The organism is Bordetella genomosp. 10 (assembly GCF_002261225.1).
GTDB lineage: Bacteria > Pseudomonadota > Gammaproteobacteria > Burkholderiales > Burkholderiaceae_B > Bordetella_C.
This window is the reverse complement of the sequence record NZ_NEVM01000005.1, coordinates 3,060,623-3,087,477: the sequence shown is the minus strand read 5'-3', so window position 1 is coordinate 3,087,477 and position 26,855 is coordinate 3,060,623. Positions and strand designations below refer to the sequence as shown.

General features: G+C 61.3%; 22 protein-coding genes. 18 read left to right on the top strand and 4 right to left on the bottom strand.

Translation table 11 applies throughout. The annotated features are described in order from the left end of the window. The first annotated feature begins 32 nt into the window (after positions 1 to 32). The 5 genes from CAL29_RS29790 to CAL29_RS29770 all read left to right on the top strand — a co-directional run bounded on the left by CAL29_RS29790 (position 33) and on the right by CAL29_RS29770 (position 7,649). Complete coding sequence (locus tag CAL29_RS29790; protein ID WP_094856464.1) at positions 33 to 893, top strand: endonuclease/exonuclease/phosphatase family protein; 861 nt, start codon at positions 33 to 35, stop codon at positions 891 to 893. Beyond that, on the top strand, positions 890 to 2,119 hold the full coding sequence (gene clsB / locus CAL29_RS29785; RefSeq protein WP_094856463.1) for a cardiolipin synthase ClsB: 1,230 nt from the start codon (positions 890 to 892) through the stop codon (positions 2,117 to 2,119). Before CAL29_RS29790 ends, clsB begins: the two co-directional genes overlap by 4 nt. A 139-nt stretch (positions 2,120 to 2,258) precedes the next feature. After that, the gene (locus CAL29_RS29780; RefSeq protein ID WP_094856462.1) at positions 2,259 to 4,703 is read left to right on the top strand and encodes a 3-hydroxyacyl-CoA dehydrogenase/enoyl-CoA hydratase family protein; all 2,445 of its coding nucleotides are present in this window, start codon (positions 2,259 to 2,261) and stop codon (positions 4,701 to 4,703) included. 61 nt (positions 4,704 to 4,764) lie between these two features. After that, on the top strand, positions 4,765 to 5,970 hold the full coding sequence (locus CAL29_RS29775; RefSeq protein ID WP_094856461.1) for an acetyl-CoA C-acyltransferase: 1,206 nt from the start codon (positions 4,765 to 4,767) through the stop codon (positions 5,968 to 5,970). 179 nt (positions 5,971 to 6,149) lie between these two features. After that, the gene (locus tag CAL29_RS29770) at positions 6,150 to 7,649 is read left to right on the top strand and encodes a hypothetical protein (protein WP_094856460.1); all 1,500 of its coding nucleotides are present in this window, start codon (positions 6,150 to 6,152) and stop codon (positions 7,647 to 7,649) included. A gap of 93 nt (positions 7,650 to 7,742) precedes the next feature. On the opposite strand, the gene CAL29_RS29765 is transcribed toward CAL29_RS29770, so the two are convergent. The 4 genes from CAL29_RS29765 to CAL29_RS29750 form a co-directional block, all read right to left on the bottom strand. Further along, positions 7,743 to 8,609 (bottom strand): CPBP family intramembrane glutamic endopeptidase, encoded by an 867-nt coding sequence (locus CAL29_RS29765; protein WP_094856459.1) that lies wholly within the window; start codon positions 8,607 to 8,609, stop codon positions 7,743 to 7,745. A 74-nt stretch (positions 8,610 to 8,683) separates the two neighbouring features. Further along, positions 8,684 to 9,559, bottom strand: a complete 876-nt coding sequence (locus CAL29_RS29760; protein WP_094856458.1) for a DMT family transporter — start codon at positions 9,557 to 9,559, stop codon at positions 8,684 to 8,686. Positions 9,560 to 9,675: 116 nt separating this feature from the next. Beyond that, complete coding sequence (locus CAL29_RS29755; protein WP_094856457.1) at positions 9,676 to 10,245, bottom strand: SRPBCC family protein; 570 nt, start codon at positions 10,243 to 10,245, stop codon at positions 9,676 to 9,678. A gap of 43 nt (positions 10,246 to 10,288) precedes the next feature. Next, on the bottom strand, positions 10,289 to 11,572 hold the full coding sequence (locus CAL29_RS29750; RefSeq protein ID WP_094856456.1) for an O-antigen ligase family protein: 1,284 nt from the start codon (positions 11,570 to 11,572) through the stop codon (positions 10,289 to 10,291). A gap of 192 nt (positions 11,573 to 11,764) precedes the next feature. On the opposite strand from CAL29_RS29750, the gene CAL29_RS29745 reads away from it, so the two are divergent. The 13 genes from CAL29_RS29745 to CAL29_RS29685 all read left to right on the top strand — a co-directional run bounded on the left by CAL29_RS29745 (position 11,765) and on the right by CAL29_RS29685 (position 26,789). After that, positions 11,765 to 12,871, top strand: coding sequence for an MraY family glycosyltransferase (locus tag CAL29_RS29745; RefSeq protein ID WP_094856455.1), 1,107 nt, complete (start codon positions 11,765 to 11,767; stop codon positions 12,869 to 12,871). Further along, positions 12,868 to 13,824, top strand: a complete 957-nt coding sequence (locus tag CAL29_RS29740) for a glycosyltransferase family 2 protein (protein ID WP_256977805.1) — start codon at positions 12,868 to 12,870, stop codon at positions 13,822 to 13,824. Before CAL29_RS29745 ends, CAL29_RS29740 begins: the two co-directional genes overlap by 4 nt. 2 nt (positions 13,825 to 13,826) lie before the next feature. Continuing rightward, positions 13,827 to 14,897, top strand: a complete 1,071-nt coding sequence (rfbB, locus tag CAL29_RS29735; protein WP_094856453.1) for a dTDP-glucose 4,6-dehydratase — start codon at positions 13,827 to 13,829, stop codon at positions 14,895 to 14,897. Continuing rightward, positions 14,894 to 15,793, top strand: a complete 900-nt coding sequence (gene rfbD, locus CAL29_RS29730) for a dTDP-4-dehydrorhamnose reductase (RefSeq protein ID WP_094856452.1) — start codon at positions 14,894 to 14,896, stop codon at positions 15,791 to 15,793. Before rfbB ends, rfbD begins: the two co-directional genes overlap by 4 nt. Positions 15,794 to 15,796: 3 nt before the next feature. Further along, positions 15,797 to 16,693: a glucose-1-phosphate thymidylyltransferase RfbA gene (rfbA, locus tag CAL29_RS29725; RefSeq protein ID WP_094856451.1), complete on the top strand. Its 897-nt coding sequence runs from the start codon at positions 15,797 to 15,799 to the stop codon at positions 16,691 to 16,693. Beyond that, the gene (gene rfbC, locus CAL29_RS29720) at positions 16,690 to 17,244 is read left to right on the top strand and encodes a dTDP-4-dehydrorhamnose 3,5-epimerase (protein ID WP_094856450.1); all 555 of its coding nucleotides are present in this window, start codon (positions 16,690 to 16,692) and stop codon (positions 17,242 to 17,244) included. The genes rfbA and rfbC overlap by 4 nt, the downstream gene beginning before the upstream one ends. Beyond that, positions 17,207 to 19,093: a glycosyltransferase family 2 protein gene (locus tag CAL29_RS29715; protein WP_143277778.1), complete on the top strand. Its 1,887-nt coding sequence runs from the start codon at positions 17,207 to 17,209 to the stop codon at positions 19,091 to 19,093. Before rfbC ends, CAL29_RS29715 begins: the two co-directional genes overlap by 38 nt. Positions 19,094 to 19,204: 111 nt before the next feature. After that, positions 19,205 to 20,218 carry a glycosyltransferase family 2 protein gene (locus CAL29_RS29710; RefSeq protein ID WP_094856448.1) on the top strand — a complete coding sequence of 338 codons (1,014 nt, stop codon included), beginning with the start codon at positions 19,205 to 19,207 and terminating at the stop codon, positions 20,216 to 20,218. Next, positions 20,215 to 20,553, top strand: a complete 339-nt coding sequence (locus CAL29_RS29705; RefSeq protein WP_094856447.1) for an EamA family transporter — start codon at positions 20,215 to 20,217, stop codon at positions 20,551 to 20,553. Before CAL29_RS29710 ends, CAL29_RS29705 begins: the two co-directional genes overlap by 4 nt. A gap of 58 nt (positions 20,554 to 20,611) precedes the next feature. Beyond that, positions 20,612 to 21,412 (top strand): ABC transporter permease, encoded by an 801-nt coding sequence (locus tag CAL29_RS29700; protein WP_094856446.1) that lies wholly within the window; start codon positions 20,612 to 20,614, stop codon positions 21,410 to 21,412. A gap of 10 nt (positions 21,413 to 21,422) precedes the next feature. Continuing rightward, entirely contained in the window at positions 21,423 to 22,163 is a 741-nt protein-coding gene (locus CAL29_RS29695; RefSeq protein WP_094856445.1) for an ABC transporter ATP-binding protein, read from the top strand. After that, positions 22,156 to 23,973, top strand: a complete 1,818-nt coding sequence (locus CAL29_RS29690; protein ID WP_179284223.1) for a DUF2142 domain-containing protein — start codon at positions 22,156 to 22,158, stop codon at positions 23,971 to 23,973. The genes CAL29_RS29695 and CAL29_RS29690 overlap by 8 nt, the downstream gene beginning before the upstream one ends. 89 nt (positions 23,974 to 24,062) lie before the next feature. Continuing rightward, a complete protein-coding gene (locus CAL29_RS29685) occupies positions 24,063 to 26,789 on the top strand; it encodes a glycosyltransferase (RefSeq protein WP_179284222.1) in 2,727 nt (908 codons plus the stop codon). Positions 26,790 to 26,855: the final 66 nt, after the last annotated feature.

Below are 26,855 nucleotides of genomic sequence, written 5' to 3'. Positions count from 1 at the left end.
GGCGCCGTTTTCTGGAGTAGTGTCCACGCATCATGTCGATACTGCGCGTCGTCAGCTACAACATCCACAAGGGCAAGTCCGCGCTGGGCGCGCGCGATTCGCTCAAGGAATTGCGCCTGGGCCTGTACGGCCTGCGTCCCGACCTGGTCTTCCTGCAGGAAGTGCAGGGCCGCAATGACAGCCGCAGCGTCATCGACGCCCAGCACATGTCGCTGGGCGCGGCGCTGCACATGGAGGTCTGCTATGGCCGCAATGCGGTGCGCAGCGCCTCGGACCACGGCAATGCGCTGCTCTCGCGCTATCCCATCCTCGACCACGAGAACCAGGATATTTCCGATCACCGCATGGAGCAGCGCGGGCTGCTGCACGCGCGCGTGAGCATCAAGGGCCACGACGTGCATTGCTTCGTGGTGCACCTGGGCCTGTTCGCCGGCAGCCGCGAGCGGCAGATCCAGGCGCTGACCGACCGCATCGAACGACTGGTGCCCAACGGCGCGCCCATGCTGATCGCCGGGGACTTCAACGACTGGGGCGACCGGCTGTCGCCGCTGTTCGTCCAGCACCTGGGCGTCTACGAGGTGTTCTCGCACGCGCCGCGTTCGCACGGCGGCGACATTCCGCGCCTGCGCGATTCCATGCGGCGCCTGACCAACGTGCTGCGCGGGGTGCCCAACAGCCTGGCCATGCTGGAACGCCACAACCTGGTGTCCATGGACGGCAACTACCGCATCGCGCCGCCGCCGCGCACCTTTCCCGCCGTCTTTCCCTGGTTCCGCCTGGACCGCATCTACCAGCGCGGCTTCGCCGTGCGCAGCGCGCGCGTGCTGCGCGGCCGCGCCTGGTCGCGCCTGTCCGACCATGCTCCCTTGCTGACCGAACTGGAAATTCCGTGACCGCCCGTGCCTTGCGAGTGAATTGGACGGAAGGCAACGCCATCCGCCTGTTGATGAACGGCGCGGATTTCTTCCCGGCCTTGTGCGAGGCCATCGACAGGGCGCGCCATAGCGTGCACCTGGAAACCTACATCTTCACGCTGGACCGCACCGGCCGCCGTGTCCTGGAGGCGCTGGAACGCGCGGCCGCGCGCGGCATACGCGTGCGCGTGGTGGTCGACGGTTTCGGCAGCCAGGAAACCGGCGATGCCGTGGCCGCGCGCATCAAGGCGGCGGGCGGCGACTGCCGCATCTTCCGGCCGGAACCGCACTGGCTCAAGCGTCTGGTGTTCTCGCGCAGCCGCCTGCGGCGCCTGCATCGCAAGGTGGCCGTGGTGGATGCCGAGGTCGCTTTCGTCGGCGGCATCAACATCGAGGACGACTACGACGACGTGGCACTGACCGAGGAAATCGCCGCGAATCCGCGCTTCGATTTCGCCGTGGAGGTGCGCGGGCCGCTGGTGCCCTATGCCGTGCACGCGCAGGACCTGCTGTGGGTGCGCCTGAACTGGGCCTCGGTGCGGCGCGATCCTCGCCAGTGGCGGCGGCCGACGCAGTGGCGCCGCCTCAAGCGGCCGGCGGACGCGCCGCCCCAGCCGGCCGTCGGATCCCTGCGCGCCGCGCTCGTGCTGCGCGACAACCTGCGTTTCCGCAATACGTTCGAGCGGGCGTATCTGTACGGCATCGCCCGCGCGCGCGAGGAAATCCTCATCGCCAGCGCCTACTTTTTCCCGGGCGTGCGTTTTCGCAAGGCGCTGGCGCGGGCCGCCGCGCGCGGCGTGCGGGTGCGCCTGCTGCTGCAAGGCAAGATCGAATACCGCATGCAGTACTACGCCACGCATGCGCTGTACGAGGAATTGCTGCGCGCCGGCATCGAGATCTACGAATACATGCCCAGCTTCCTGCATGCCAAGGTGGCGGTCATCGATCACATGGCGACGGTGGGGTCGTCCAATCTGGATCCTTTCAGCCTGCTGCTGGCGCGCGAGGCCAACGTCGTGGTCGACGACCCCCATTTCGCGGAAGACCTGCACAAGCGCCTGGAGGCCGAGATCGCGCGCGGCGGCCGCCAGGTGCATAGCGTGGAGTACGCGCGGCGCGGCTGGCTGCGCCGTTGCGTGGACACCGTTTCCTACACGCTGCTGCGGCTGGGCGTGGCCTTGACGGGGCAGTCGGGCCGTTACTGAGGCGCAGGCCGGGGCACCGCCCGCATCATCCCGTGCGGCGGACAAGGACGGGGCGCCCGCGTTATGCTGGCCCTTACGTTGAATGGATCAATGCACGGATGCGCCGCCGCGGGCCGCGGCAGCGCCAGGAGAAAGAGGCATGGAGACAGCCAGGCATTCCCCCGCTGAGCCCGACGTCACGGCGCCCGCCGCGCGCATACGCAAGGTCGCCGTGCTCGGCGCCGGCGTGATGGGCGCGCAGATCGCCGCGCATTGCGTCAACGCCGGTTTTCCGGTGCTCTTGTACGACTTGCCCGCGCAGGGCGCCGACCGCAGCGCCATCGCGCGCAAGGCCGTGGCCGGACTGGCCAGGCTGAATCCCGCGCCGCTGGCGCTGCCCGCCCTGGCGCAACACATCGAACCGCTCAACTATGACGAGCACCTGGACCGCCTGCACGAATGCGATCTCGTCATCGAGGCCATCGCCGAGCGGCTCGACTGGAAGGAGCAGCTCTACCGCCTGATCCTGCCGGCGCTGGGGCCGCATGCGACGCTGGCCAGCAATACCTCGGGCCTGTCGCTCGCCGACCTGGCCACCAGCCTGCCCGAGGACGTGCAGCCGCGCTTTTGCGGCGTGCATTTCTTCAACCCGCCGCGCTACATGCCGCTGGTCGAATTGATACCCGGGCCGCGCACCGCTCCCGAGCTGCTGGACCGCCTGGAGACCTTCCTGGTCGCCGATCTCGGCAAGCGCGTCGTGCGCGCGAAGGACACGCCCAATTTCGTGGGCAACCGCATCGGCGTATTCGGCATCATGGCGGCCATGATCGAGGCCGATCGCCACGACCTCGGCTACGACATGGTCGACGAGCTGACCGGCAAGCGCCTGGGCCGCGCCAAGTCGGGCACCTTCCGCACGGCGGACGTGGTCGGCCTGGACACCCTGGAGCACGTCATGCGCACCATGCAGGACGGGCTGCCCGACGATCCTTTCCACGCCGCCTTCGCCACGCCGCCGGTGCTGGCCGAGCTGTTGCGCCAGGGCGCGCTGGGCCAGAAGGCCGGCGCCGGGTTCTATCGCAAGGCGGGCAAGACTATCCTGCGCCTGGACCCGAAGACCCGCGACTACGTGCCGGCCGACGCGCGCCTGGACGAGCAGGTCGCCGCCGCGCTCGCGCAGCGCGATCCCGCGCGCCGGCTACAGGCCTTGCGCGCCTGCGATCACCCGCAGGCGCGCTTCGTATGGGCCTTGTTGCGCGATACCTTCCATTACGCCGCCGTGCACCTGGCCGATATCGCGGAAACCGCGCGCGACCTGGACCAGGCCATGCGCTGGGGCTTCGGCCACGCGCAAGGGCCTTTCGAGGTCTGGCAGGCCGCCGGCTGGCTACAGGTGGCGCGCTGGATCCAGGACGACATCGACCAGGGACATGCCCTGGCGGCCACGCCTTTGCCGGCCTGGGTCTTCGAAGGCCCCGTGGCGCAGGCCGGCGGCGTGCACACGCCGGCCGGTTCGTGGAATCCCACGCGCGGCGCATTCCAGGCGCGCCGCGCATTGCCGGTCTATGCCACGCATCTGGCGCCGCCGCTGCTGGTGGGCGAGGCGGCCGGGGAGGTGGGCGACACGGTGCACGAGGATGCCGATCTTCGCCTGTGGACCGCGCCCGCGCCGGGACGCCAGGACGTGCTCATCGCCTCCTTCAAGACCAAGATGCACACCATCAGCCCGGCCGTGACGGCGGGCCTGCTGCGCGCGATCGACCTGGCCGAGGCCCGCTACCGCGGCCTGGTGATCTGGCAGGACGGCGAGCCGTTCTCCGCCGGCGCCGACCTGCAGGCCATGCTGCCGGCCTTCATGCAGGGCGGCGGCGCCGCCATCGAGCCCATGGAGCGCGACCTGCAGCGCGTGGCGCAACGCATGCGCAATGCCCAGGTGCCCACCGTCGTCGCCTTGGCGGGACTGGCCTTGGGCGGCGGCTGCGAAATCGCCGTGCATGCGTCGGCGCGGGTGGCGCACATGGAGACTTACATCGGCCTGGTGGAAGTCGGCGTCGGCCTGGTGCCGGGCGCGGGCGGCCTGGCCTACTGCGCGCGCCGCGCCGCCGAATTGCGCGCGGCCAGCGCGCCGGAAGCGCCGCTTCTATGGTTCGTCCAGAAGTTCGCGCAGGCCGTGGCGACCGCGCAGGTCTCGCGTTCCGCCCTGGACGCGCGCGAGATCGGCTACCTGCGCGAAAGCGACCCCGTCGTGCCGCATCCCGACGCCTTGCTCCACGCCGCCTTGCAGCAGGCGGGCGCCTTGGCCGACGCCGGCTGGCGGCCGCCGCTGCCGCAAGCCTTCCCGGTGGCCGGGCGCGACGGCATCGCCACGCTGACCGCGCAACTGGTGAATCTGCGCGACGGCGGCTTCATCTCCGCCTACGACTACGAACTGGGTTTGGCCGTGGCGGAAGTCATATGCGGCGGGGACGTCGATCCGGGATCGCTGGTGGACGAGGAATGGATGCTGGCGCAGGAGCGGCGGGCTTTCCTGCGGCTGCTGGGCCAGCCCAAGACCCAGGAGCGCATTGCGGGCATGCTCAAGACGGGCAAGCCGGTGCGGAATTGAAGGGCTGGCGCTCGACAGCCTGGATAGTGGCTTTCGGCGGCTCATAAATCGAGGAAATGCCATGACTCGGACTTTGCAAGATGCCTATATCGTCGCGGCGACCCGCTCGCCGGTCGGCAAGGCGCCGCGCGGCGCGCTGCGCACGATGCGCCCGGACGACCTGTTGGCGCACGTCATCCGCGCCGCGCTGGCTCATGTGCCGACGCTGGACCCCGGTGTCATCCAGGACGCCGTGATCGGCTGCGCCCGGCCGGAAGGTCCGCAAGGCCTGAACGTTGCTCGCCTGGCCGCGCTGCTGGCCGGCTTGCCCGACACCGTCGCCGGCATGACCGTGAACCGCTTCTGCGCCTCCGGCCTGAGCGCCATCGCGCTGGCGGCGGATCGCATCCGGGTCGGCGAGGCCGACGTCATGCTGGCGGGCGGCACGGAATCCATGAGCCAGGTGCCGATGATGGGCTACGCGCCGTCCTTCTCGCCATCCGTGTTTGCCCATGATGAAAACATCGGCATCGCCTATGGCATGGGCCTGACCGCCGAACGCGTGGCGCGGCAGTGGCAGGTCTCGCGCGAAGACCAGGACGCCTTCGCGCTGCGCTCGCACCAGCACGCGCTGGCCGCGCAGAAGGCGGGCGAGTTCGACGCGGAGATCAGCAGCGTGCCGGTGATGCTGCGCGCGCCCGATCTATCGCAGGGCATGGGCCAGCCCGTGCACGCCGGCATCGCATTCTCGCGCGACGAAGGCCCGCGCGAAGACACCTCCGCCGAGGCCCTGGCGCGCCTGAAACCCGTCTTCGCCGCGGGTGGCAGCGTCACGGCCGGCAACAGCTCGCAGACCTCGGACGGCGCCGCCGTCCTGCTGCTGGCCTCCGAGCGCGCCGTGCGCGACCATGGCCTGACGCCGCTGGCGCGCTACGTCGGCTGCGCCGTGCGAGGCGTCGCGCCGGAGATCATGGGCATAGGCCCGCGCGCCGCCATCCCGGCCGCGCTGGACCAGGCCGGCCTGTCCCTGGACCAGATCGACTGGATAGAACTGAACGAGGCCTTCGCCGCGCAATCGCTGGCGGTCATCCGCGACCTGGGCCTGGACCCGGACAAGGTCAACCCCCTGGGCGGCGCCATCGCCCTGGGCCACCCCCTGGGCGCCACCGGCGCCATCCGCGCGGCGACGCTGGTGCATGGCTTGCGGCGCCGGCAGTTGAAGTACGGCATGGTGACCATGTGCGTGGGGACGGGGATGGGAGCGGCGGGGGTGTTTGAGCGGGTTTGAATCGGCGCGTGTGCCTGTGCTGGATCCGCCACATGCCGCCATCGTAAGACACGGACGGGCGTTATGCCATGAGGTATGACGCGAGTGATGGCAAGGGGCTGGCAGGGAGCGAAGAGCATCAGGACATTTCGACTTTCAGTCTATGATTGCAAATCCGCAAAAGGAGACGAGAGAGCGCTTTGGAATCGGTGGGGCAGCACGGCGTAAAAGGACGGTTCAGGTTCGACTTGTTGATCTGGCTTGTTTTCATAGGCCTGACCAGCCTTGGCCTGATTCATCGCTACGGTTTTCACGACTTCATCGTGCAGTCATTGTGGGCTGAGGACGGGCCGATCTTCTTCAACGGCGCCCAGACGTACGGAGTAGGATCGTTTGTCACCCCGTATGCGGGATATCTGCATGTCTATGCCCGCTTCTTTGCCCTGGTAGCAGGTATCTTTCCGCTCATAGCGGTGCCTTATGTGTACTTTTCGGGCTGGCTCTGCGCGGTCCTGCTGGCGTTCTGGGCATTCAAACGGGTCGTTCCAGACAGCAACGCCGGTATCGCCGGCGCCGCTACCGCTGTCGTAGGCATGGGGATGATGCTGTCCCAGCCGCACGGCGGCGAAACGTTCCTGACGCTGACCAATGCCCAATGGTGGTTGGCTATCGCTCTAGCCCTGATCTGCTGCCATCCCTCCCGATTCGGCGCGCGCACGCTACCTTTGGTGGCCGTGATGTCGTTGACCGGTCCTTTCTCCATCCTCTATGCACCCGTCGCGGCATTCGTCGGCTGGCGGGAAAAGCAATGGCGGATCGCGTCGGTAGTATTGGCAGGTGCCGCCATACAGGTCTTTTTCCTGCTCACATCTCCGCGAGCTGTTGGTCACGCCGACGGAGACTTGCATCATTGGACCGCGGCCTTACTCACGTTCCTGAAGTTCGGTATCCAGAAGCCCGCCGTCGGCATCGCAGGCATGGCGTTCTGGGTCTTGTTGTTGCTAAGCCTGTACAAGACCAGCGTGAACCGGCTGATGCTGATCGTTTGCGCCGTCGTGGTTTATGCGGCAGGGCTCTACAGCATCAAGAATATGCCGAGCGTGATCAGTCCGATAGGAAATGGCTCCCGCTATTTCGTCGTTCCGTACGCGCTCGTCATTGCCTGTGTAGCGCTACAGGTGCAGCAGAAAAAGTGGATAGCGATTCTGGCGGCAATCTTTCTTGTAGTGCCTGTCGCCAGCCAGATAAACAAGCGCTTTCCGCAAGAGGACAGGTACTACGAACAATACGCTGCGCTGTCGAAGTATGAGCCCAATTTGACGATTCCATTGCCCCCCGTGATACCTGGCAACGATTGGCCCATGGACATCCGCAATCGACAGGTCCGGGATGCGAGCAACCATTCGGTGCTGCCGGCGAGGGTAGATCAACGAACCTTCCGCGTCGCCGCCAACGTTTGCGGTGGGGCCAAGGGCGCCGCTGTTGTCGCCGACGCCGTCTTGCCCGTCCCTGGCGAAGTCGCTGTCGAATGGGTTTCCGCTGGAGGCCAGAATCATTCCGCACGCAGATCCTATCCGGCTGGCAGCGACCGTATCCAGCTCGCCTTTGCCAAAGAGGACGAGCCGGTGCAGGTGATGCTTACCTACTCCGCGGCCGGCGCGGCAATGGAAGTGAGCAACGTGAAGCTCATATGCCTATGAGCGCGCCGGGCCGCCCCAAGCGCGAATCCTCCCTCGGGGAGGAGGCGCGCAGCGCCAGGAGGGTAGTCCAGTGATCGCAGCCCTTCCACCTGCTTACGTATTTTGCAGGGCAGGGTAAGTGAAGAAGAAGAAATGCGCGGCATTCAAACCGAAATGCGCAAGCACCGCCGCGCGCAGGCCGCCTCTACGATAGGCGTAGCCATATGCCACGCCGGCGACGGCAGCGAGCAGCATCCATTCCCATCCGCCGGCATAGTGTGCCAGTGCGAAGAGGATGGTCGATGCGAACCATGCGCCATTGCGCGCCGCTTCCTTGTTGCCCAGCAGGCGGGACAGCCCGCCCTGCACGTAGGCGCGGAAGAAGGCTTCCTCGGCCAGGCAAACCAGCAGCAGATTATTTATCGCCCAGATCAGCGTGTAGGAAGGCACTTTCGGCGCCCAATCTACCAGCCCCAACGCAACGGCCAACATCATGCAGACGGGCACGGCCAACAGCAGTGCGAGACCCGCGGCGGGAAGCGCATGCCGCCAGCAACGGCGATGCATCGTCCAGGGCAGCGCCAGCACGACCCAGAATCCGGCCAGCGGCTTGTCCAGATTCAAATACATCGTAAAAGGCGTGGCATCCGCCGTTATGCGCGTGGCGTTGATCACCATCGGATTCTCGAAACCGGGCAGCATATGGGCCGCCAATGCGACGGCCATCGCGACATAGACGGCGTGGCCGAAGACGCGTTGCAGGCATGGCCTGCGGGCCTGGACCGAGTAGCCCATGGCGTACAGGACGGCCAGTATGACCAGCGCTTCCCAGGAGAGCCGCAAACCCAGCACGGCGGCCGTATAGCCGCAGGCCAGCAGCAGCGGGGTGTGGACCTGCCAGCGCAGCGGCTGTAGCCATGCGCATGCCGCGGCCAGGAAAATGCAGGCCCAGGTCAGCCAGGCCAAAGGGTCGTACAACATATGACGTTTTCCATCGTGAGATTAAGCGGTACATCGGCGTGCCACACGTCGGCGCACCGCAATCGCGCACGACGTCAGCGGAGGACGGGAAGCCTCACCAGGCCCAATGCCAGCGCGGTGCCGGCCAATACCACCGCGGCGCCCGCCAGCATGTTGGACGTGACGATTTCGTTCAAAAAGAACGCGCCCCAGAACACGCCGAAGATAGGTACCAAAAACGTCACGCTGATCGCGCCGATCGGTCCCACATTGGCGATAAGCCGGAAAAACAACACATAAGCCAAGCCCGTGCAGGCCAGCGCCAGCAGGAGGGTGGCGCTCCAGGCGTGAAAGGAAACGGGCTGCGCCGGCCAGGTCCAGATCGCGAAGGGCAGCAGCGTCAAGGCCGAGGCGAGCATGCTGCCGGTGGCGTTGGTCAACGGGTCGACGCCGAACAGGTAGCGCTTGGCGCAATTGGCGGAGATGCCATAGCAAACGGGCGCCAGCAAGGCGGCCAGGACGGCCAGGCCGCTGCCGTCGGCGCCGAAATTGAATTTGTCCCAGACGAGAACGACGATACCCGCCAGCCCCAGGGCCATACCCGCCACCCGCGAAGCCGGCAGCCGGTCGCCCAGCCAGATCCAACCTATGGCCGCGCCCCACATCGGCGTGACGGCATTGGCGATGGACAGGAAACCCGCGCCCAGTTGCTGGGCGGCATAGGCGTAGAGAATGAAGGGCAGGGTGGCGTTGAAGGTGCCGACGACGAAGATCGCCTTCCAGTGGCGCAGCAGCACGCGCGTCTTGTGTTGCCAGAACAACAGGGGCAGCAGCGCCAGCGCGGCGAGGCCGACGCGTAATGCGATCAAGGCGGCAGGGCCGAATTCCGGCACGCCGATGCGCATGAACAGGAACGATCCGCCCCAAACGGCGGCCAGGACGAGCAGGTCGGTGATATCGCGGCTACGCATGGCGGGCAAAGGCTCGAGGCCTCCAGGGCCTGGGGCCGCAAGCATATCACCCGGGGCGGCTTACTCCTGAACGGCAGCGTCTACCGTCAGAAAACCGTGAACCGCGTGGTCGATATTCAGGTAAAGAAGGTGTGATAGCCCACGAACACCAGCAATACCGCCATCACCGCGGCCCACGACCAGGGGGAATTCTGCAGGCCGCGAGGTTCGGGCTCGGCCGGCGCGGGCGGGGGCGCTACCCGGGGCTGCCGCGACATGTAATCGATGAAGGAAGCGAAGAATTTCTCGACGATTTTCTCGGCCGCCTTCAGCAGGGTGGCCTCGCCGATTTCGCCCAGTTTGCCGCCGGCCATCGCTGCTACCGTATAGGACAGGCGGGTGCCGTCGTCCTTCGGCGTCAGGTTGACCTGGGCGGTGCCGATCGCCAGGCCGGCCGCCGCGCCCTTGCCCTCGAAGACAAGGGTGCACCCGTGAGGCGCATTGACGTCCGAAAGCAGAACCTCGCCTTCGTAATCCGCGCCCAGACCGGCCACCTTGGCGCGCACGGTAAAGGCATATTCCGTCGGCGATTTGCATTCCACCTGTACACAACCGGGGATGCATTCCCGCAGAACGGAACAACTGGTCAGCGCTTCCCAGGTTTGATGCTGGGTCGACGGAATCCATTGAGCATCTGAAATGCGCATGGCTGTCTCCTTTTTTATGGAGTTTTAGCCATTCTGTACCTGTTCAGATGCTCCGTCTATGGGATTGTCCATAGCTGCTCGTTGCAGAATGTGACGCAGCCAGCAGCCAAGCCACGCTCACCGCGTAAAAAGAGACCGTGCGCATTCCGCGGAACATGAGCTCGGTCAGGCCGAATATGGCGAAGCCGAGGCAGAAAGCCAGCCCCATGGCCGCCGCTACCCTGTATTCCTGCGGAATGCCATTGCGGATCAATCGCTTGAAGAAAATCCACGCCGGCGCGAAATAGGCCAGCAGCAGGGCGATTGCACCCAAAATGCCCGTCGTGGCGAGCGTATAGAGCGGGTCGCTGTGCGCTTCACCGAAATTTTGTGCGACATAGGTTGACACGCCGCGGCCTTCCTCCGCCTGGAGGCGGGCAGCGAAGGGCTTGCCGCCGCCGACGCCCAGGAGGGGCTCGTCCTCGAACATGCGCCAGGCGGCGCCCCAGAGCTGCAGTCGTATGCACATAGAGCTGTTCGTCAAGGGCGCCACTTCACATTTGCGCAATTCGGTAACGCCCATCTCGACCCGATGGCGCAGCGCGGAACTGCTGGCGCCCACGGCCGCCGCCACGGCCAGGGCGATGAAACAGGCCGCGATCGCCTTGCGGCGCCCCGCCTTGTGGGCGAAAAGGGCCACGCCGATCAGGATGAAGACGGGCACCGCCATCCAGCCCGTGCGGGTCTGGGTCAGGATGAAACCGTAAAACGCCGCGACGGCGGTGACGAGCTTGACGGCGAATTCGGTGCGCGCGTACCGCGTGAGGCGCCAGCCAAGCGAAAACACCACGAGCACGCCAAACAGCAGCAACAAATTGCCGTAGCCGACGGCGTTGTACTCCTCGGTTTCGGGGCGTCCCTGGGTTTCCCAGGCCAGTTTGGCGACGGTAATGGCGGCCACCCAGCCGGCCGCGGCAAAACCCAGGATGGGATACCATAAATCCCGTTCATCCAGGCGCCGCAACGCCGCCAGGCAGATGAGCATGCCCAGCACCAGCCGGCCGGCGCGCTCGAATTCGGACCCCGACCCGGAGGCGAAGTGATGCCCGCCCTGGCTGGCCAGTACCGCCGCCAGCGTAACGGCAATGCATGCCGCCAGCGTCTTGTAGCCTCGCAGACTGCCGTCCGGCGGGGCGGGCAGACAGGCCAGCGCAGCCAGGCTGGAGGCCAGCAGCACGTAAAACAAGGCGCTGCCGCCTTGAGACGTCGCCATCAGCATCACCGGTAACAAGCCGAGAGATCCGTTAAGCAATATGGAGAGGATGCAATAGCGGCGAGTTTTGGTCATGAAGACGTGACATAACGCAAGTAAAGGTGGCAGGCAGATTACCGGAATTCGCAGTAAAATCAGCGAGCTATCTGACGGGGTAATGATAGCTGATGCCGGGCAGGTCCAGGATCGTGATTCCGCGTATCACTGTTTTGGTAATCAGCCGACCCTACAAAAACCTCATATAAGTATTAGGGTAGGTGCCCGTTCATGCTTTACGTGTCGATCGCTTTCATCGTGTCCGCGGTATTTACGCTGCTGACGCTGCGTTTCGGCCATTGGCATGCCCGGTATACCTCGGATCATGACATGACCGGGGTGCAAAAATATCACGTGCGCCCGGTGCCCCGCATTGGGGGTGTTTCGCTGTTTATCGCGATGCTGGTGGTCTGTGCCGTCGCGGCCTGGCGCGAACCATTCCTATTGAAGCAGTTGCTGCTGCTGCTGCTGGCCAGCCTGCCGGCGTTCGCCGGCGGCTTGGCCGAGGACGTCACCAAGCGGGTCCGCGCGAGCGTGCGCCTGCTGCTCGCCATGGCGGCGGGTGGCCTGGGGTATTACTTCCTGGGCGCGGCGGTCGTCCGGCTGAACATCGTCGGCATCGACTGGCTGCTGCAATTCACGGCCGTATCGGTACTGTTCACCATGATTGCCGTTGGCGGCGCGGCCAATGCGATCAATATCATTGACGGCTATAACGGCTTGGCCGCGGTCGTTTCGGTAATGATTTTGGCCGGGCTCGGCTATGTGTCCTATTATCTGGGCGATCGTTTGCTGGTTGTGGCTTCGGTCGGAATGATAGGCGCCATCGCCGGATTCCTAGTTTGGAATTATCCACGCGGCCTGATTTTCCTGGGGGATGGCGGCGCCTATTTCATCGGATTTTTTATTGGCGAGCTTTCGGTATTGATGCTTTATCGGCATCCGGATGTTTCGGCTTGGTTTCCGTTGCTGCTGTGTATTTATCCGGTTTTCGAGACATTATTTTCGATTTATCGAAAGCGCTGGCTGCGTGGCCGGTCTCCCGGCATGCCGGACGGCGTGCATCTGCACATGCTCGTTTATAAGCGGCTGGTGCGATGGGCGATAGGGTCGTCGGCGGTAAAAGATAAAGTACAACGCAATGCCATGACCTCTCCGTATTTGTGGGTCTTGTCCTCGCTGGCGGTCATCCCCGCCGTCTGCTTCTGGCAGTACGAGTATGTATTGATGGGTTTCGTGGCCCTTTTTTCCATCGTCTATCTGAGCCTCTACCGGACCTTGGTACGTTTTGCCTCCCCGCGATGGTTGATGGTAAAGAAAGAGGCCGACAAGCCGTGAGTATTGGAATTTCGGAATCCCTACCCTTGCCTAGTGGTCACGTCGCTATTTTGCTTTGCTCCTATAACGGAGAACAATTTCTCTCGCAGCAATTGGATTCCATCAAGGCGCAGACGTATCAGGACTGGAAAGTCTGGGTGTCCGACGATGGCTCCTCGGACCGCACCCTGGAAATCCTGCGCGCTTACCAGGACCAGTGGGGAGAAGACAGGCTGCAGATCACGCCAGGCCCCGGACGGGGTTTCGCCGCCAATTTTCTGTCGTTGACGTGCCGGCGGGAAATCGATGCCGACTATTTTGCCTATTGCGACCAGGATGACGTCTGGGATGCCGACAAAATTGAGCGTGCGTTGGAACGCTTGGAAACCATGGGCCGGGAAACGCCCGGGCTATACTGCACACGCACCAAGCTGGTGAATGAAGACGGCCAGCTCATCGGTTTGTCACCGTTGTTTCGTCATTCTCCGGACTTCCGGAACGCGTTGGTTCAGAACGTCGGCGGCGGCAACACCATGGTGTTCAACCGGTCCGCGCGGCAGATCCTGGTCAGCGCGGGACCCGATCTTCAGGTGGTGGCGCACGACTGGTGGACCTACGTGGCCGTGAGCGCCGCCGGCGGCAAGATTTTCTACGACCCTGAGCCGTCGTTGTTGTATCGCCAGCATGGGCGGAACCTGATCGGATCGAATAACGGCACTTTCGCACGCATCCTGCGCCTCCGCAGATTGATGCATGGTCAATTGCGGGGCTGGATCGATCAGAATATTGCAGGGATCCGGAGGATAGCCCCAAGATTGTCTCCGTCCAATCGGGTCGTGTTGGAGGCGTTTGTATCGGCACGCAATGGCGGCGCGTTGCAACGGGTGCTTAAATTGAAGAGATCTGGCGTTTTTCGCCAGACCTTCGTGGATAACGTCGGGCTTTTCGCGGCGGCATTTTTCAAGAAACTATAGACATGACCATTTTGGTGACTGGCGGCGCCGGCTTTATCGGCGGGAATTTCGTTCTGGACTGGTTCGCGCAATCGGACGAGCCGGTGGTGAACGTCGACAAGCTGACCTATGCGGGAAACCTGGAAACCTTGAAGACGCTGGCTGACAAGCCGGAGCACATATTCGTCAAGGCGGATATCGGCGACCGCGCCGTGATTGCCGATCTGCTGAAGAAGCACCAGCCGCGCGCGGTGGTGAACTTCGCAGCCGAATCGCATGTAGATCGTTCTATCGACGGTCCTGGGGAATTCATCCAGACCAACGTGGTCGGCACGTTCAACTTGCTGGAAGCGGTGAGAGGCTATTGGGCGGACCTGCCGGAGGCCGATAAAGCGGCATTCCGGTTCCTGCACGTCTCTACCGACGAGGTCTACGGTTCGCTGCAGGCGGGGGACCCTCCTTTCGCCGAAACGAACCCCTACGAGCCCAACAGCCCCTATTCGGCCAGCAAGGCGGCTTCCGACCATCTCGTTCGCGCCTGGCACCATACCTACGGCTTGCCGGTGCTCACCACCAACTGCAGCAACAACTACGGCCCGTATCACTTCCCCGAGAAGCTGATTCCGCTGGTGATTCTTAACGCCGTCGCCGGCAAACCGCTGCCGATATACGGCGACGGCCAGCAGGTGCGCGACTGGCTGTTCGTCAAGGACCATTGCTCGGCCATTCGCCGCGTACTGGCGGATGGCAAGCTGGGCGAAACCTATAACGTCGGTGGCTGGAACGAAAAGCCGAACCTGGATGTGGTCAAGACTATTTGCGCCATCCTGGACGAGCTCAAGCCGCGGGCCGACAAACGCTCCTATGCCGAGCAGATTACTTTCGTGAAGGATCGCCCGGGCCACGATCGCCGCTACGCCATCGATGCGCGCAAGCTCGAGCGCGAACTCGGATGGAAGCCCGCTGAAACGTTCGAGACGGGTATCCGCAAGACGGTGGCGTGGTATCTGGATAATCCGGAGTGGACCTCCAACGTCCAGAGCGGCGCTTATCTTCAATGGCTGGACAAGAACTACGCGGGGCGCGGACAGTGAAAATCCTGCTTCTCGGCAAGAACGGCCAGGTCGGTTGGGAGTTGCAGCGTGCTTTGGCGCCGCTGGGCGATCTCATCGCGCTTGACCGGCATGGCGATAACGGACTGACCGGCAACCTCGCGGACGCGGATGGGCTAGCTCGCACGGTACGGACGCTGGCGCCCCAGGTCATCATCAACGCCGCCGCCTATACGGCGGTGGACAAGGCGGAGAGCGAAGTCGCTGCCGCCGAGGCCATCAATACCGTTGCGCCGGCCGTTCTTGCCGAGGAAGCCAAGCGCCTGGGCGCGCTGTTGGTGCATTATTCGACCGACTATGTCTTTGCGGGCGACGGCGAGCGTGCCTGGCGCGAAGATGACGCCACCGGTCCGCTGAGTGTCTATGGCCGCACCAAACTGGAGGGCGAGCATGCCATCGCGCGCGCCGGGTGCCGTAGCCTCGTTTTTCGCACCAGTTGGGTGTATGCGGCCCGCGGCGGTAACTTTGCCAAGACCATGTTGCGGCTGGCGCGCGAGCGCGACAGCCTGTCGGTGATCGACGATCAGATCGGCGCGCCGACCGGGGCTGAATTGATTGCCGATGTCACTGCCCAGGCCATCGGCGCAGTGCGGGGCGATGCGGGCCGCGATGGCATCTATCACCTGGCTGCCGCGGGGTACACCTCCTGGCACACTTACGCGCAATTCGTTCTGGCAACGGCGGCTCAGGCGGGTATCGATTTGAAAGTGGCTCCCGATGCGGTGCAAGCCATTCCCTCCAGTGCCTACAAGACCGCCGCGCGACGCCCCAACAACTCCCGGCTCGATACCGGTAAACTGCGCGCCGCCTTCGGATTCACCATGCCCGCGTGGCAGACCGGCGTGGCCCGGATGCTCGCCGAAGCTCTCGATAAATAGATCATGACGACGACAAAACAACGCAAAGGAATCATCCTCGCCGGTGGATCGGGAACGCGGTTATACCCCGTCACCAAGGCGGTGTCGAAGCAGTTGCTGCCGATCTACGACAAGCCGATGATCTACTATCCGCTCAGCACATTGATGCTGGCCGGTTTGCGGGACATCCTGATCATTTCGACACCGCAAGACACGCCGCGTTTTCAGCAACTGCTGGGCGACGGGAGTGAATGGGGCCTTAACTTGCAATACGCCGTGCAGCCGAGTCCGGATGGGTTGGCGCAGGCCTTCATCATTGGCGAGAAGTTCCTGGATGGGTCGCCGTCAGCGCTTGTATTGGGCGACAATATTTTCCACGGCCACGATCTGCACGTTCGTCTCGAAAACGCCATTCGCAAGGACAAGGGGGCAACGGTATTCGCGTATCACGTCCATGATCCGGAGCGTTATGGCGTCGTCGCTTTCGACGAGAACGGTAAAGCTACCTCGCTGGAAGAAAAGCCCAAGAAACCAAAGTCCAGTTATGCGGTGACGGGACTTTATTTCTATGACGAGCAGGTTATCGACATCGCCGCCGGGTTGAAACCTTCGACGCGTGGCGAACTCGAAATCACGGACGTCAATCGCATCTATCTGGAACGCAGCGAATTGTCGGTCGAAATCATGGGCCGTGGATATGCCTGGCTCGACACCGGAACGCATGAAAGCTTGATCGAGGCCAGCAATTTCATTGAGACCATCGAGCATCGCCAGGGCCTGAAAGTGGCCTGCCCGGAGGAAATTGCCTATCGTCGTGGTTTCATCGATGCGGAGCAGGTGCGTCGATTGGCCGAGCCGCTGTCCAAGAACGGTTATGGCCAGTATTTGTTGCGCATGCTTGAGGACGAGGTCAAATCGTGAAAATCATCCCGACCACCATTCCTGACGTCGTCATCGTCGAGCCCAAAGTGTTCGGCGACGATCGCGGCTTTTTCTTCGAAAGCTTCAATCGCCGGGCCTTTGCCGAAGGCGTGGGCCGGGATGTCGACTTCGTCCAGGACAATCATTCCCGCTCGGTCAAGGGCGTGTTGCGTGGCATTCATTATCAGATCCGCCAGCCGCAAGGCAAGCTGGTGCGCGTGGTGCAGGGCGAGGTCTACGACATTGCCGTTGATCTACGCAAGTCCTCGCCGACTTTCGGCAAATGGGTAGGCGAACGGTTGACGGCGGAAAACAAGCGCATGCTATGGGTACCCGAAGGATTCGGCCATGCTTTCCTGGTCTTATCGGACACCGCGGAGTTTCTCTACAAGACGACGGACTATTACGCGCCGGATGCCGAACGCTGCATCATCTGGAACGATGCGGATCTCGGGATAGACTGGCCGCTCGACGGCACGCTCGAAAAGCCGACGCTCTCCGCCAAGGACGAGCGTGGCAGCGCATTTCGTCAAGCCGACGTTTTTGAGTGAGCAAATGGCGCATGCCGGCAAGCGTGAAGACGCGAGTCCGGGCGGCGGGCGCGGGCCCGCGGCGGGACTTGTGCGCGGCCTGCGCCAGTTCGGCGGTTTCAAGCAGGTTGTGCGGCGTGCGATCGGCCTGGCCCGTCGCGAAGGCTGGGCAGGCGTTGGACGCGGTTTGATGGCCCTTGGGGCCGCCATCCGTCGTCAAGGCGGTGACGGCCGCAACGATTATGAAAGCTGGGTTGCGCGCTATGACACGATGAGCGACGCGCGGCGGGAACAGGTGCGAACTCGTGCCGCAGCCATGGTTTCGCAGCCTCTGGTTTCGGTCATCATGCCCGTCTACAACCCTGAACCTCGGTGGCTGGAAGCGGCTATTGCTTCGGTGCAGGCGCAGTTGTATCCGCACTGGGAGCTTTGCATTGCTGACGATGCATCCAGCGATCCCGTGGTAAAGGAGATGCTGCAGCGTTGTGCAGCCAGGGATGCGCGCATACGCGTGACTTTCCGTGAGCGCAATGGGCACATCTCGGAAGCCTCCAACACGGCTCTGGGTATGGCGAGAGGCGACTGGGTCGCACTATTCGATCACGATGACCTGCTCTCGGAGGACGCGCTCTTCTGCATTGTGGAGGCGATAAATCGCCATGCGGATGCAGGCCTCGTCTATTCGGATGAAGACAAGATTACGGACGCGGGTGTGCGTTGCGTGCCGCATTTCAAGCCGGATTGGAATTACGAGCTTTTCCTCTCCTACAACTTCATTTGCCATTTGGGTGTCTATCGACGCGCCTTGGTCGAGGAGGTGGGCGGATTCAGGAAAGGCCTGGAGGGCGCGCAAGACTACGATTTAGCATTGCGCTGCGTGGAGCGGTTGGCGCCTGAGCAGATCGTGCACGTGCCGCGCGTGCTGTACCACTGGCGCATGCATGCGGCGAGCACCGCTGTCGGGGGGCAATCCAAGCCGTATGCGCTGCCGGCGGGTGAGCGGGCCTTGAACGAGCATTTAAAGCGCCGCGGGGTGGCCGCGACAGCAGAATTCCAGCCGGCGGGATATTGCCAGACGCGCTATATGCTGCCGTCGCCGCCGCCACGCGTGTCGATTGTCGTGATGGGCGGCGCCGCCGGCGATACCCTTTTCGACGCGTGGCTGGCCGATCTGGGGGCGCGCACTGATTACGATAACCGAGAGATCGTGGTCGCCTCCATCACGCCGGCAACCGAGGACGTTCCCTTGCAGCGGGTCGCCGCCGTTGCAGCCGCCGCGAATGGGGAAATTGTCGTCCTGCTGGCGCCTTTCATGCAACCGAGGTCGGCAGCTTGGCTGAGCGAACTGGTTGCGCAGGCCATCCAGGCCGATACGGGCGCCGTTGGCCCGCGTGTCCTGGATGCGGATGGGCGCGTCGCGGGCACGGCACTGTTGTTCGGCGCCGACGGCGTGATGCGTATAGCGCACCGTGGGCTGAAGACGCCCGACGAAGGCTATTTTCACCGGGCGGCAGTCAGCCAGGCGGTGACCGCGCTCTCACCGCTTTGCGTGGCCGTGCGAAAATCACGTTTCATGTCAGCGGGTGGGATGGCGTCCGGACCGCAAACATTGGTGGCGGCAGTGGTCGATCTGTGTTTGAGGCTGCGTGCGGCTGGCTTGCGCAACGTTTATGCTGGCCATGTGGTGTTGCGATTGGAATGCGAGGGGCAGCACAGTCCTGCGGAGAGTGCTGAAATGAGCCCGACCGCTCCCACTGTCCGCTCGCAACTGCTGGAGCCGTCTTTTGTCGATCCAGCCTATAACCCGAATCTGACGCTGGTGCATGAAGATTTTTCCCTCGCATGGCCTCCCAGACTAGTGGACATATAGGCGGGAGCCAGGGGCTGGCAGGTGTGGAGCAAGACTCTCCATACCTCAAGGCCTCTATATTTACCGCCTTACCCTAAATCAATTTGCTCACACTTTATTTGATAAGACAATATGCGAGCCAGGTGGACAATCGAACAATATTGCGCCCGTATCGGTGTAGTTATACCGAGCTACAAAGTACGCAAGCACATTCTGGACGTGATTGCCGGGATAGGCAAGGAAGTCACTCACATCTACGTTGTAGACGATAAGTGTCCGGAGAATTCCGGCGATTTCGTCGAGGCGAATTGCCGCGACCCGCGAGTGCATGTCGTTCGTCACGTGGAAAATCAGGGAGTTGGCGGCGCCGTCATGACCGGGTATGCCGCCGCCATTGCGGATGGCGTTGATGTGATTGTCAAGGTCGATGGCGATGGTCAAATGGATCCGCGGCTTATCCCTATCTTTGTGGAACCCATTTTGGCCGGCGAAGCGGACTATACGAAGGGCAATCGTTTTTTTGATCTTGAAAAGGTGCAGAGCATGCCGAAAGTGCGATTGTTCGGCAATGCGGCGCTTTCTTTCCTGACCAAGCTCTCGTCGGGCTATTGGGATCTGTTCGACCCGACCAATGGCTATACCGCGATCCATGCGGAAGTGGCACGGTACCTGCCTTTTCACAAAATCGCAAAGCGATATTTCTTCGAAACAGACATTTTGTTCAGATTGAACACGTTGCGCGCCGCGGTGATGGATATCCCTATGGCCGCCAAATATGGTGACGAAGTCAGTAATCTGAAAATCAAATCGATCATTGGCGACTTCACGCTGAAACATATTAGGAACTTTTCCAAGCGCATTTTTTATAACTATTACCTGCGGGATATGTCGCTAGCTTCCATGCAGCTTCCGGTTGGTTTTTTGTTGGTGATATTCGGTTTGCTTTATGGCAGCGCGCATTGGCTCACATCCATACGCAATGGTATCCCCACTACGAGCGGAGCCGTTATGCTGGCAGTTACGCCAATATTACTTGGCGTGCAATTCATTCTGGCATTCATCGGTCATGATATTTCGTCAACGCCCAAGCGTGCTATTCATACGTTGACCAAGGGTATGGGAACCCGCGAAGAGGCAGTCAAATGAACTATTTTGTCGCCGTACTTTGCGTCCTGGGTATCGCCGCTGGCCAGATTCTATTCAAGATGTGTGCACAATCCCTGCATCGGACTGGCAGCTTCTTCGTGATGGAGACGGCAACGACGCTGTTCCTGGCCCTGGCCCTGTACGGCATCACGACGATTGCCTGGATTTGGGTACTTCAGAAGCTCGATCTTGGGCGCGTATATCCCTTCATGGCTCTTGCATTCGTGCTCGTACCCATCGCCAGCCACTTCATCTTCAATGAGCAATTCAAACCCCAATATTTCATCGGGGTAGGACTGATCATGGTAGGCATTGTCGTGGCAGTAAAGGCCTGACAACATTTTCTGGGGAGCATGGCTGTTCTCCATCTTTTGCTTTCTTGAAAATCGTTCGATGAACACGAGATCAATTTCCACTGCTACCCGCGACATTTTTTCGGCCTTCGGCCGCCTTTCACTTGTCACGATTTTGGGCTGGCAGGACGTACGGCAGCGGTACCGGCGGTCGGCATTGGGGCCCTTCTGGCTGACTATCAGCATGGGCGTGATGATCGGCACAATAGGAATCGTGTTTGGGCAGATATTCAAGTCCCCGATGCATGAGTTCCTGCCTTTCGTGGCAGCCGGGATCATTCTCTGGGGCTTCGTGTCTTCCTGCGTCACCGAGGGATGCACAGGTTTCATTTCGGCCGAAGGCATTATCAAACAACTGCCCATTCCGTTGTTCGTTCATATTCTGAGGATGCTTTGGCGCAATATCATTATCCTCGGCCACAATATCGTAATTCTTCCACTGATATTCCTCGTCGTCGCGAAGCCGGTCGGCTGGATAGCCTTGTTGACGCTGCCGGGGTTTCTGCTCGTCACCGTGAACGTGGCGTGGGTTGCGTTGATCCTGGCGGTGTTATGTGCTCGGTATAGGGACTTGCCGCAGATTGTCGCCAGCGTTCTTCAGGTGGTTTTTTATCTCACGCCGATCATGTGGATGCCTTCGCATTTGCCGGCACGTGCCGCGCTGTTCCTCTTGAACCTCAATCCTTGCTACCACCTCCTGCAAGTTGTGCGTGCGCCTTTGCTCGGGGAAGCGCCATCGTCGTTGAACTGGATCGTCGCGGTATTGATGGCCGTAGGCGGCTGGGCGATTGCGCTTGCTGTATATGGCCGCTATAAGCGGCGTATTGCTTATTGGCTCTGATAGAACAAATATGGCTTCGATAGAATTCAAAGATGTCTGTGTCGACTTCCCTATTTACAACGCGAACGGGAGGTCATTGAAGAAGCGCCTGTTGCAGGTGGCCACGGGTGGCCAATTGGGCGCGGACCAACAGGGCCGTGTGGTGGTACGTGCCTTAGAGAATCTGTCCTTCACCCTGGGTGATGGCGATCGCTTGGGGCTGGTTGGCCACAACGGGGCCGGCAAGAGCACATTGCTGCGTTTGCTCAGTGGAGTTTATTCGCCTTCCTCTGGGACGGCCCAGATCCACGGTCACCTCGGTTCCTTGATTGATATCTCGCTGGGCATCGATCCGGAGGCGACCGGCAGGGAAAATATCTATATCCGTGCTGCATTGCTAGGCATGAACAAACGCTACATCGATCGCGAGTTGGAAAACATCATCGATTTTTCTGATCTCGGCGATTTCGTTGATATGCCTGTGCGGACCTATTCGTCCGGCATGCATTTGCGCCTGGCCTTCTCGGTGTCGACCATCCTGCGTCCGGAAATTCTTTTGATGGACGAATGGTTGTCGGTTGGCGATGAGGCATTCAAGCAGAAAGCCGAACAACGGATGGGCGAGTTGGTCAAGGCGACCAATATTCTCGTCATCGCCACACACTCGCAGCAATTGCTTATGCACACTTGCAACAAGGCTCTTTGGCTGGAGCACGGCAAGATTCGCATGGCTGGTGACGTGGAAACCATCGCGCAGGCATATTTTGGCTGATGATCTCTATGTTCTGGCCGGCGGGCGAGAACCAGCGCGCAGGGCCGCCGTTCCGGCTAGGCTTCTGATTCTGCTCGCCCTGGCCTGCGGGATCCTCCTCAATGCGCTCATCCCGCCCGGTCAATCTCCAGATGAGGAGTCGCACTTGGCGCGTTCGTATCTACTCTCAATGGGTCAGATATTGCTGGATCGGAACCCTGGTGGGTCCGGGGGCGCCATCGACGACGGGTTGCTAAAGTTCGACGATATTTTCCACGCCATAGGCGTGAGCGGGAAACTGGATGCAGCCCTGATGGACGGCGTCGCACCCAATATCCGATGGACCGGCACGCGCAGTCAGCGAAGTTATGCCGGTACAGGTTATTATTTTCCAGTCATTTATTTGCCGCAAGCTCTCGCGCTGGCAATATCGCGTGCGCTGAATCTATCGATCGCTCATAGCTACACACTGGCGCGCGCCTTTGTGTTTCTGACGACGCTCGGATTGATTGTGGCGGCCGGCCGCCTGGTTACGCCTAGTTCCGTCGTACTGGCGCTGCTGGCCATGCCCATGGTCATTTTCCAGTCCATTTCGACGACCATAGACGGGTTGGCGCTGGGCTTATGTATGCTGGCGCTCAGTTGCTTTATGGCGCTCTTGCAATCGCAGCGTGTGGAAGGCGAGCGCGGATTGTTCTTGGTGATGTGCATTGCCGTCTTCATCTTGGCTGGCAGTCGCGCGCACGCCCTGCCTATGATTTTGCTGCCATTTGTTGTCGCGTGGCATCGCCGCAGCCGGCAGTTGTTGTTATTCAGTTTGCTGGTGCTGGTCCTGACGCTGGCCTGGACATCATTCGCGCTGATAACGGTGCAGGATCCGCGTATCCCGCGGGAAGTAGGCACGAGCCAGGTGTTGCGTTATTACCTGCTGCATCCGTTCAAGTTCTTGGGCATCGTCGGGGCAACCCTCAAAGACAAATGGGCCTACTATCGGGATACATTTATTGGCACGCTGGGCTATCTCGACGTTTACCTGCCTGCGTGGTATGAGAGCGTCGCATTTATTGTCATGATCTTGCTGGGTTTGGTTTCATTTCAATGGCGTAATCAAACCCGTGGAGAAACGGTGGGTCGCATTGTGCTGGCAATCGGTGCCGTGGGATCCTGCGTGCTGGTTTTCCTGGCGTTGTTGGCAACTTGGACGCCGTTTCCCAGTACGATGGTCGACGGAGTGCAGGGACGTTATTTCCACATCCCAGCTATGATGCTGGCATATGCCGTCGCCGGCTCACAGCCGCTTGACGGCCGGCGTCGGTACGCATTGGACATGGTATTGATTGTCTTTTTCCTCGCCAACCTGGGCATGACCGCCGATGCTCTGCTTTCCCGCTATTGGGTGCCGGAGCGGAATTATCGTGAGCAGCAGTTTGCTTCGGCGGCACATGATCCGGTGGTTCTGTCCAAGGATAATGTTCTTAGCGGCGAATTCGACGCTCCCGCGAATGGATCGCTCTATTCGGTGGCTTTCAACCTGGGCACATATTTTGGCCGTGCGAATGGCGATCTGCAGGTCGAGGTCTGTGGCAAGCAGTGCGTGCGCGGGCGAACCAATGTCGCGCTGGCTGTGGACAATCGGTATGCCTACCTGGGCTTGGACAAGCCCTTGCTTGTGACTGTCGGCGAGTCGCTGCAATTGACGGTGACGATGTCGTCCAATTCGACACACCCCGTGGTGTTGTGGGCAGGCAAGGGCCGTACGGGCGGGCTTCATGTGAAGATGAACGGCCAGGCGATCGAGCTGGCTCCGGACTTCCTTCCCGCAGTCCAGTAATCCTGAAGGGCGCGGCGTTTTGAGGTGCGCCCACATACTTCACAGATTGAACATCACGAATGAGCTCTATCCGAACTGAACCCGGACATATGCCGCCCGACGATGAAAAGACGCAGCTTGCCATCCTGCAGGATCAGTTGGAGGCCGCCGAGGCGCGCTATGAGCGGGCCATGCGCGATCTGGAACGGATGCGGCGAGCTTTCGCGCGTACCGGTGGATCCGCATCGTCGCGCGAATTGCAACGTCTGCGGCATGAAATCACGGTCATGCGCAACTCCAACATCTGGCGCGCGACTGCCCCTGTACGTTTCGTGCTTGATACCGTCAAGCGACCGAAGGCGGCAGTTGCCCGGCTCCGCAATTTATTGATGCTCGTCAGGCACTCCGCGGCGACTGACGGATGGCCAGCCACGCTCAAGAAAATCGAGATGAAGCTGGGTCGGCATTTTGGCGGCGTGGGTAGAGCAAAAGGCGCAGCGATGAAGCCATTGCAGCGCTTGGGTGCGCCGGCGCCTGCGCGGCTGGTATTCAGGGTATTGCTTATTGCAGAGACCACACTGCCACAGTGTTTCAAGTATCGAGTTCTGCAAAAGCAGAAAATGATCGAGCAACTGGGATATGAGTGCACGATCGTGTCCTGGCGTAACCCGGACGAGTGCATGCATGAACTGCAGACTCATGCGCTCGCGATCCTCTATCGCACGCCCTCTTTTCCCGAGGTCATGAAGATGATCGCCGAGGCGCGCCAACTGGGCGTTCCGACGCTATGGGAAGTCGATGACCTGATCTTCGATGCCGATAAATATTCCACCAATGCCAACCTGAAGGATCTGCATACCGCGGAAATGGAGCATCTCCTGCGCGATGCCAATCTCTACCGGCAGGCCATGGTGGCTTGCGATGGCTGCATTGCTTCCACGCCGGCGCTCGCCACGGCCATGCTGGAGAGCGGTTCCAAACAGGCATACGTGATCGAAAATGCGCTGGATGTGGATACGTTGCGGATTGCGGAGGCCATTGGCAGGAATGGCGCAAAGCCGGTCGACGGCTTTGTGCGTATCGTTTATGGCTCGGGTACGCGCACGCATGACACGGATTTTCGTCAAATCGCGCCCGCGATCCTCCAGGTCATGCGTAATCATGAAAACGTACGTCTCCGAATTATTGGCCATTTAAGACTGTCGGTCGACTTCGAGGCTTACGAAGGCAGGATCGAACGCTATCCCCTATCAGATTACGCAACGTATCTGAATCTGCTGAGCGAATGTGACATCAATATCGCGCCTTTGGAAGACAGTGTCTTCAGTGACGCCAAATCCAACATCAAATTCCTGGAAGGCGCCATTGTAGGCCTGCCCACGGTCTGTTCTCCGCGGTCGGCGTTCAAAGCCGCAATCACCGATGGACTGGATAGCTATCTCGCCGATGGCGTAGCGGAATGGCGCGAGGCGCTGGAAAAACTGGTCACCGACCCGCAACTGCGCAAGGACATGGGTGTCCGGGCTCGCGAACGCGCCTTGGACGGCTATGGCCATCTTGGCATCGGCACGCGCCAGGTATTGCCTGTCCTGAAGCAGTTCGAGCGCCCGGACACTCGTCCAAAGTTGCGCGTACTGGCGGTGAATATCTTTTTCGAGCCGCGTAGCTTCGGCGGTGCGACGGTGGTCGCGGAGGAGATGGCGAAATCATTGGGTCAGCGTGAGGATATCGAGTACTCGGTGTTTACGACCCTGCCAACTGAAAGAGCCGACGCCTACCAGATCGTTCGCTATGACGCCAAAGGCAGCGTGGTGTTCGGAATGGGTCTCCCGCCCGAAGGGGACAGGACCTTCGACTACGACAATCCCCAGGTGTACGGCGCCTTCATGCAGGCCATCCGTGCGCTTCAGCCCAATGTCGTTCATCTTCACTGCATACAGGGCATGGGGGCGGGCCTGGTGGACATATGCCAGGCGGAGGGCATTCCGTACGCGGTGACGTTGCATGACGCCTGGTGGATCTGTGCGCGGCAGTTCATGATCACGCCAGCAAATCGATATTGCTACCAGACGACTATTAATCTCGATGTGTGTAGTGCGCACTGCATTAGCCGGCTGGAGAACGAGCCTAGGCAGGATCGCCTGCGCGAGGCGTTGATGGGCGCAGACTTGCTGCTTTCTCCCAGCGTCTTTTTTCGTGAGCTTTATATTCAGAATGGCTTTGATCCGGATCGCGTCGTTGTCAACAAAAACGGCGTCAAGCCGCGAGCGCATCCTAGGCTCGCCCCGAAGGGCGAGAACCGCAAGCTTCGGTTCGGCTACGTGGGTGGCGATTCCTATATAAAGGGCGCTCCGCTGATCAAGAAATTCTTTTCCAGCACACCGCACACCAACTATGAGCTAGTGGTGGTCGATAACGCTTTGAATCTGGGCATGCACTCGATCAGCGCAAAGCTTTGGGCATGTACCGGCACTCTGAAGGTCGTGCCGGCCTTTACTCAGGAAACCATCGACGATTTCTTCGATAGCATCGATGTACTACTGTTCCCGACGCAATGGAAGGAAAGCTTCGGGCTCGCTGTGCGAGAGGCATTGCTGCGGGACGTCTGGGTGGTCGCAACGGACGCGGGTGGCGTTGCCGAAGATATTGTTGATGGGGAGAATGGAAGCATCATCCCGTTTGATGACAAGGGTGAGCAGTTGGCCGTGGTGCTTAGTGCTCTTTTGGAGCACCCCGAGCGATTGTTCGACTTCAAAAATCCGTATGCCGATAAAATTCGCCTTTTCGACGAACAGGCCAATGAATTATATGGTTTATTGGCCGACATAGTGCGGTAAGGTCCACCCCGCGCATAGGTGTGGTGGGAATAGGGTTCTGGGCGCAGCACCGGGGCCGTGTTAGCG

Bases quoted from the DNA above. Each gene is read 5' to 3' on its own strand.
- CAL29_RS29760 (WP_094856458.1), bottom strand. From the start codon at position 9,559: ATGCGTAGCCGCGATATCACCGACCTGCTCGTCCTGGCCGCCGTTTGG.
- CAL29_RS29700 (WP_094856446.1), top strand. From the start codon at position 20,612: ATGAACACGAGATCAATTTCCACTGCTACCCGCGACATTTTTTCGGCC.
- CAL29_RS29780 (WP_094856462.1), top strand. From the start codon at position 2,259: ATGGAGACAGCCAGGCATTCCCCCGCTGAGCCCGACGTCACGGCGCCC.
- CAL29_RS29745 (WP_094856455.1), top strand. From the start codon at position 11,765: ATGCTTTACGTGTCGATCGCTTTCATCGTGTCCGCGGTATTTACGCTG.
- CAL29_RS29695 (WP_094856445.1), top strand. From the start codon at position 21,423: ATGGCTTCGATAGAATTCAAAGATGTCTGTGTCGACTTCCCTATTTAC.
- CAL29_RS29705 (WP_094856447.1), top strand. From the start codon at position 20,215: ATGAACTATTTTGTCGCCGTACTTTGCGTCCTGGGTATCGCCGCTGGC.
- CAL29_RS29755 (WP_094856457.1), bottom strand. From the start codon at position 10,245: ATGCGCATTTCAGATGCTCAATGGATTCCGTCGACCCAGCATCAAACC.
- rfbB (WP_094856453.1), top strand. From the start codon at position 13,827: ATGACCATTTTGGTGACTGGCGGCGCCGGCTTTATCGGCGGGAATTTC.
- CAL29_RS29685 (WP_179284222.1), top strand. From the start codon at position 24,063: ATGCCGCCCGACGATGAAAAGACGCAGCTTGCCATCCTGCAGGATCAG.
- CAL29_RS29710 (WP_094856448.1), top strand. From the start codon at position 19,205: ATGCGAGCCAGGTGGACAATCGAACAATATTGCGCCCGTATCGGTGTA.
- CAL29_RS29775 (WP_094856461.1), top strand. From the start codon at position 4,765: ATGACTCGGACTTTGCAAGATGCCTATATCGTCGCGGCGACCCGCTCG.
- rfbA (WP_094856451.1), top strand. From the start codon at position 15,797: ATGACGACGACAAAACAACGCAAAGGAATCATCCTCGCCGGTGGATCG.
- CAL29_RS29790 (WP_094856464.1), top strand. From the start codon at position 33: ATGTCGATACTGCGCGTCGTCAGCTACAACATCCACAAGGGCAAGTCC.
- CAL29_RS29750 (WP_094856456.1), bottom strand. From the start codon at position 11,572: ATGACCAAAACTCGCCGCTATTGCATCCTCTCCATATTGCTTAACGGA.
- CAL29_RS29765 (WP_094856459.1), bottom strand. From the start codon at position 8,609: ATGTTGTACGACCCTTTGGCCTGGCTGACCTGGGCCTGCATTTTCCTG.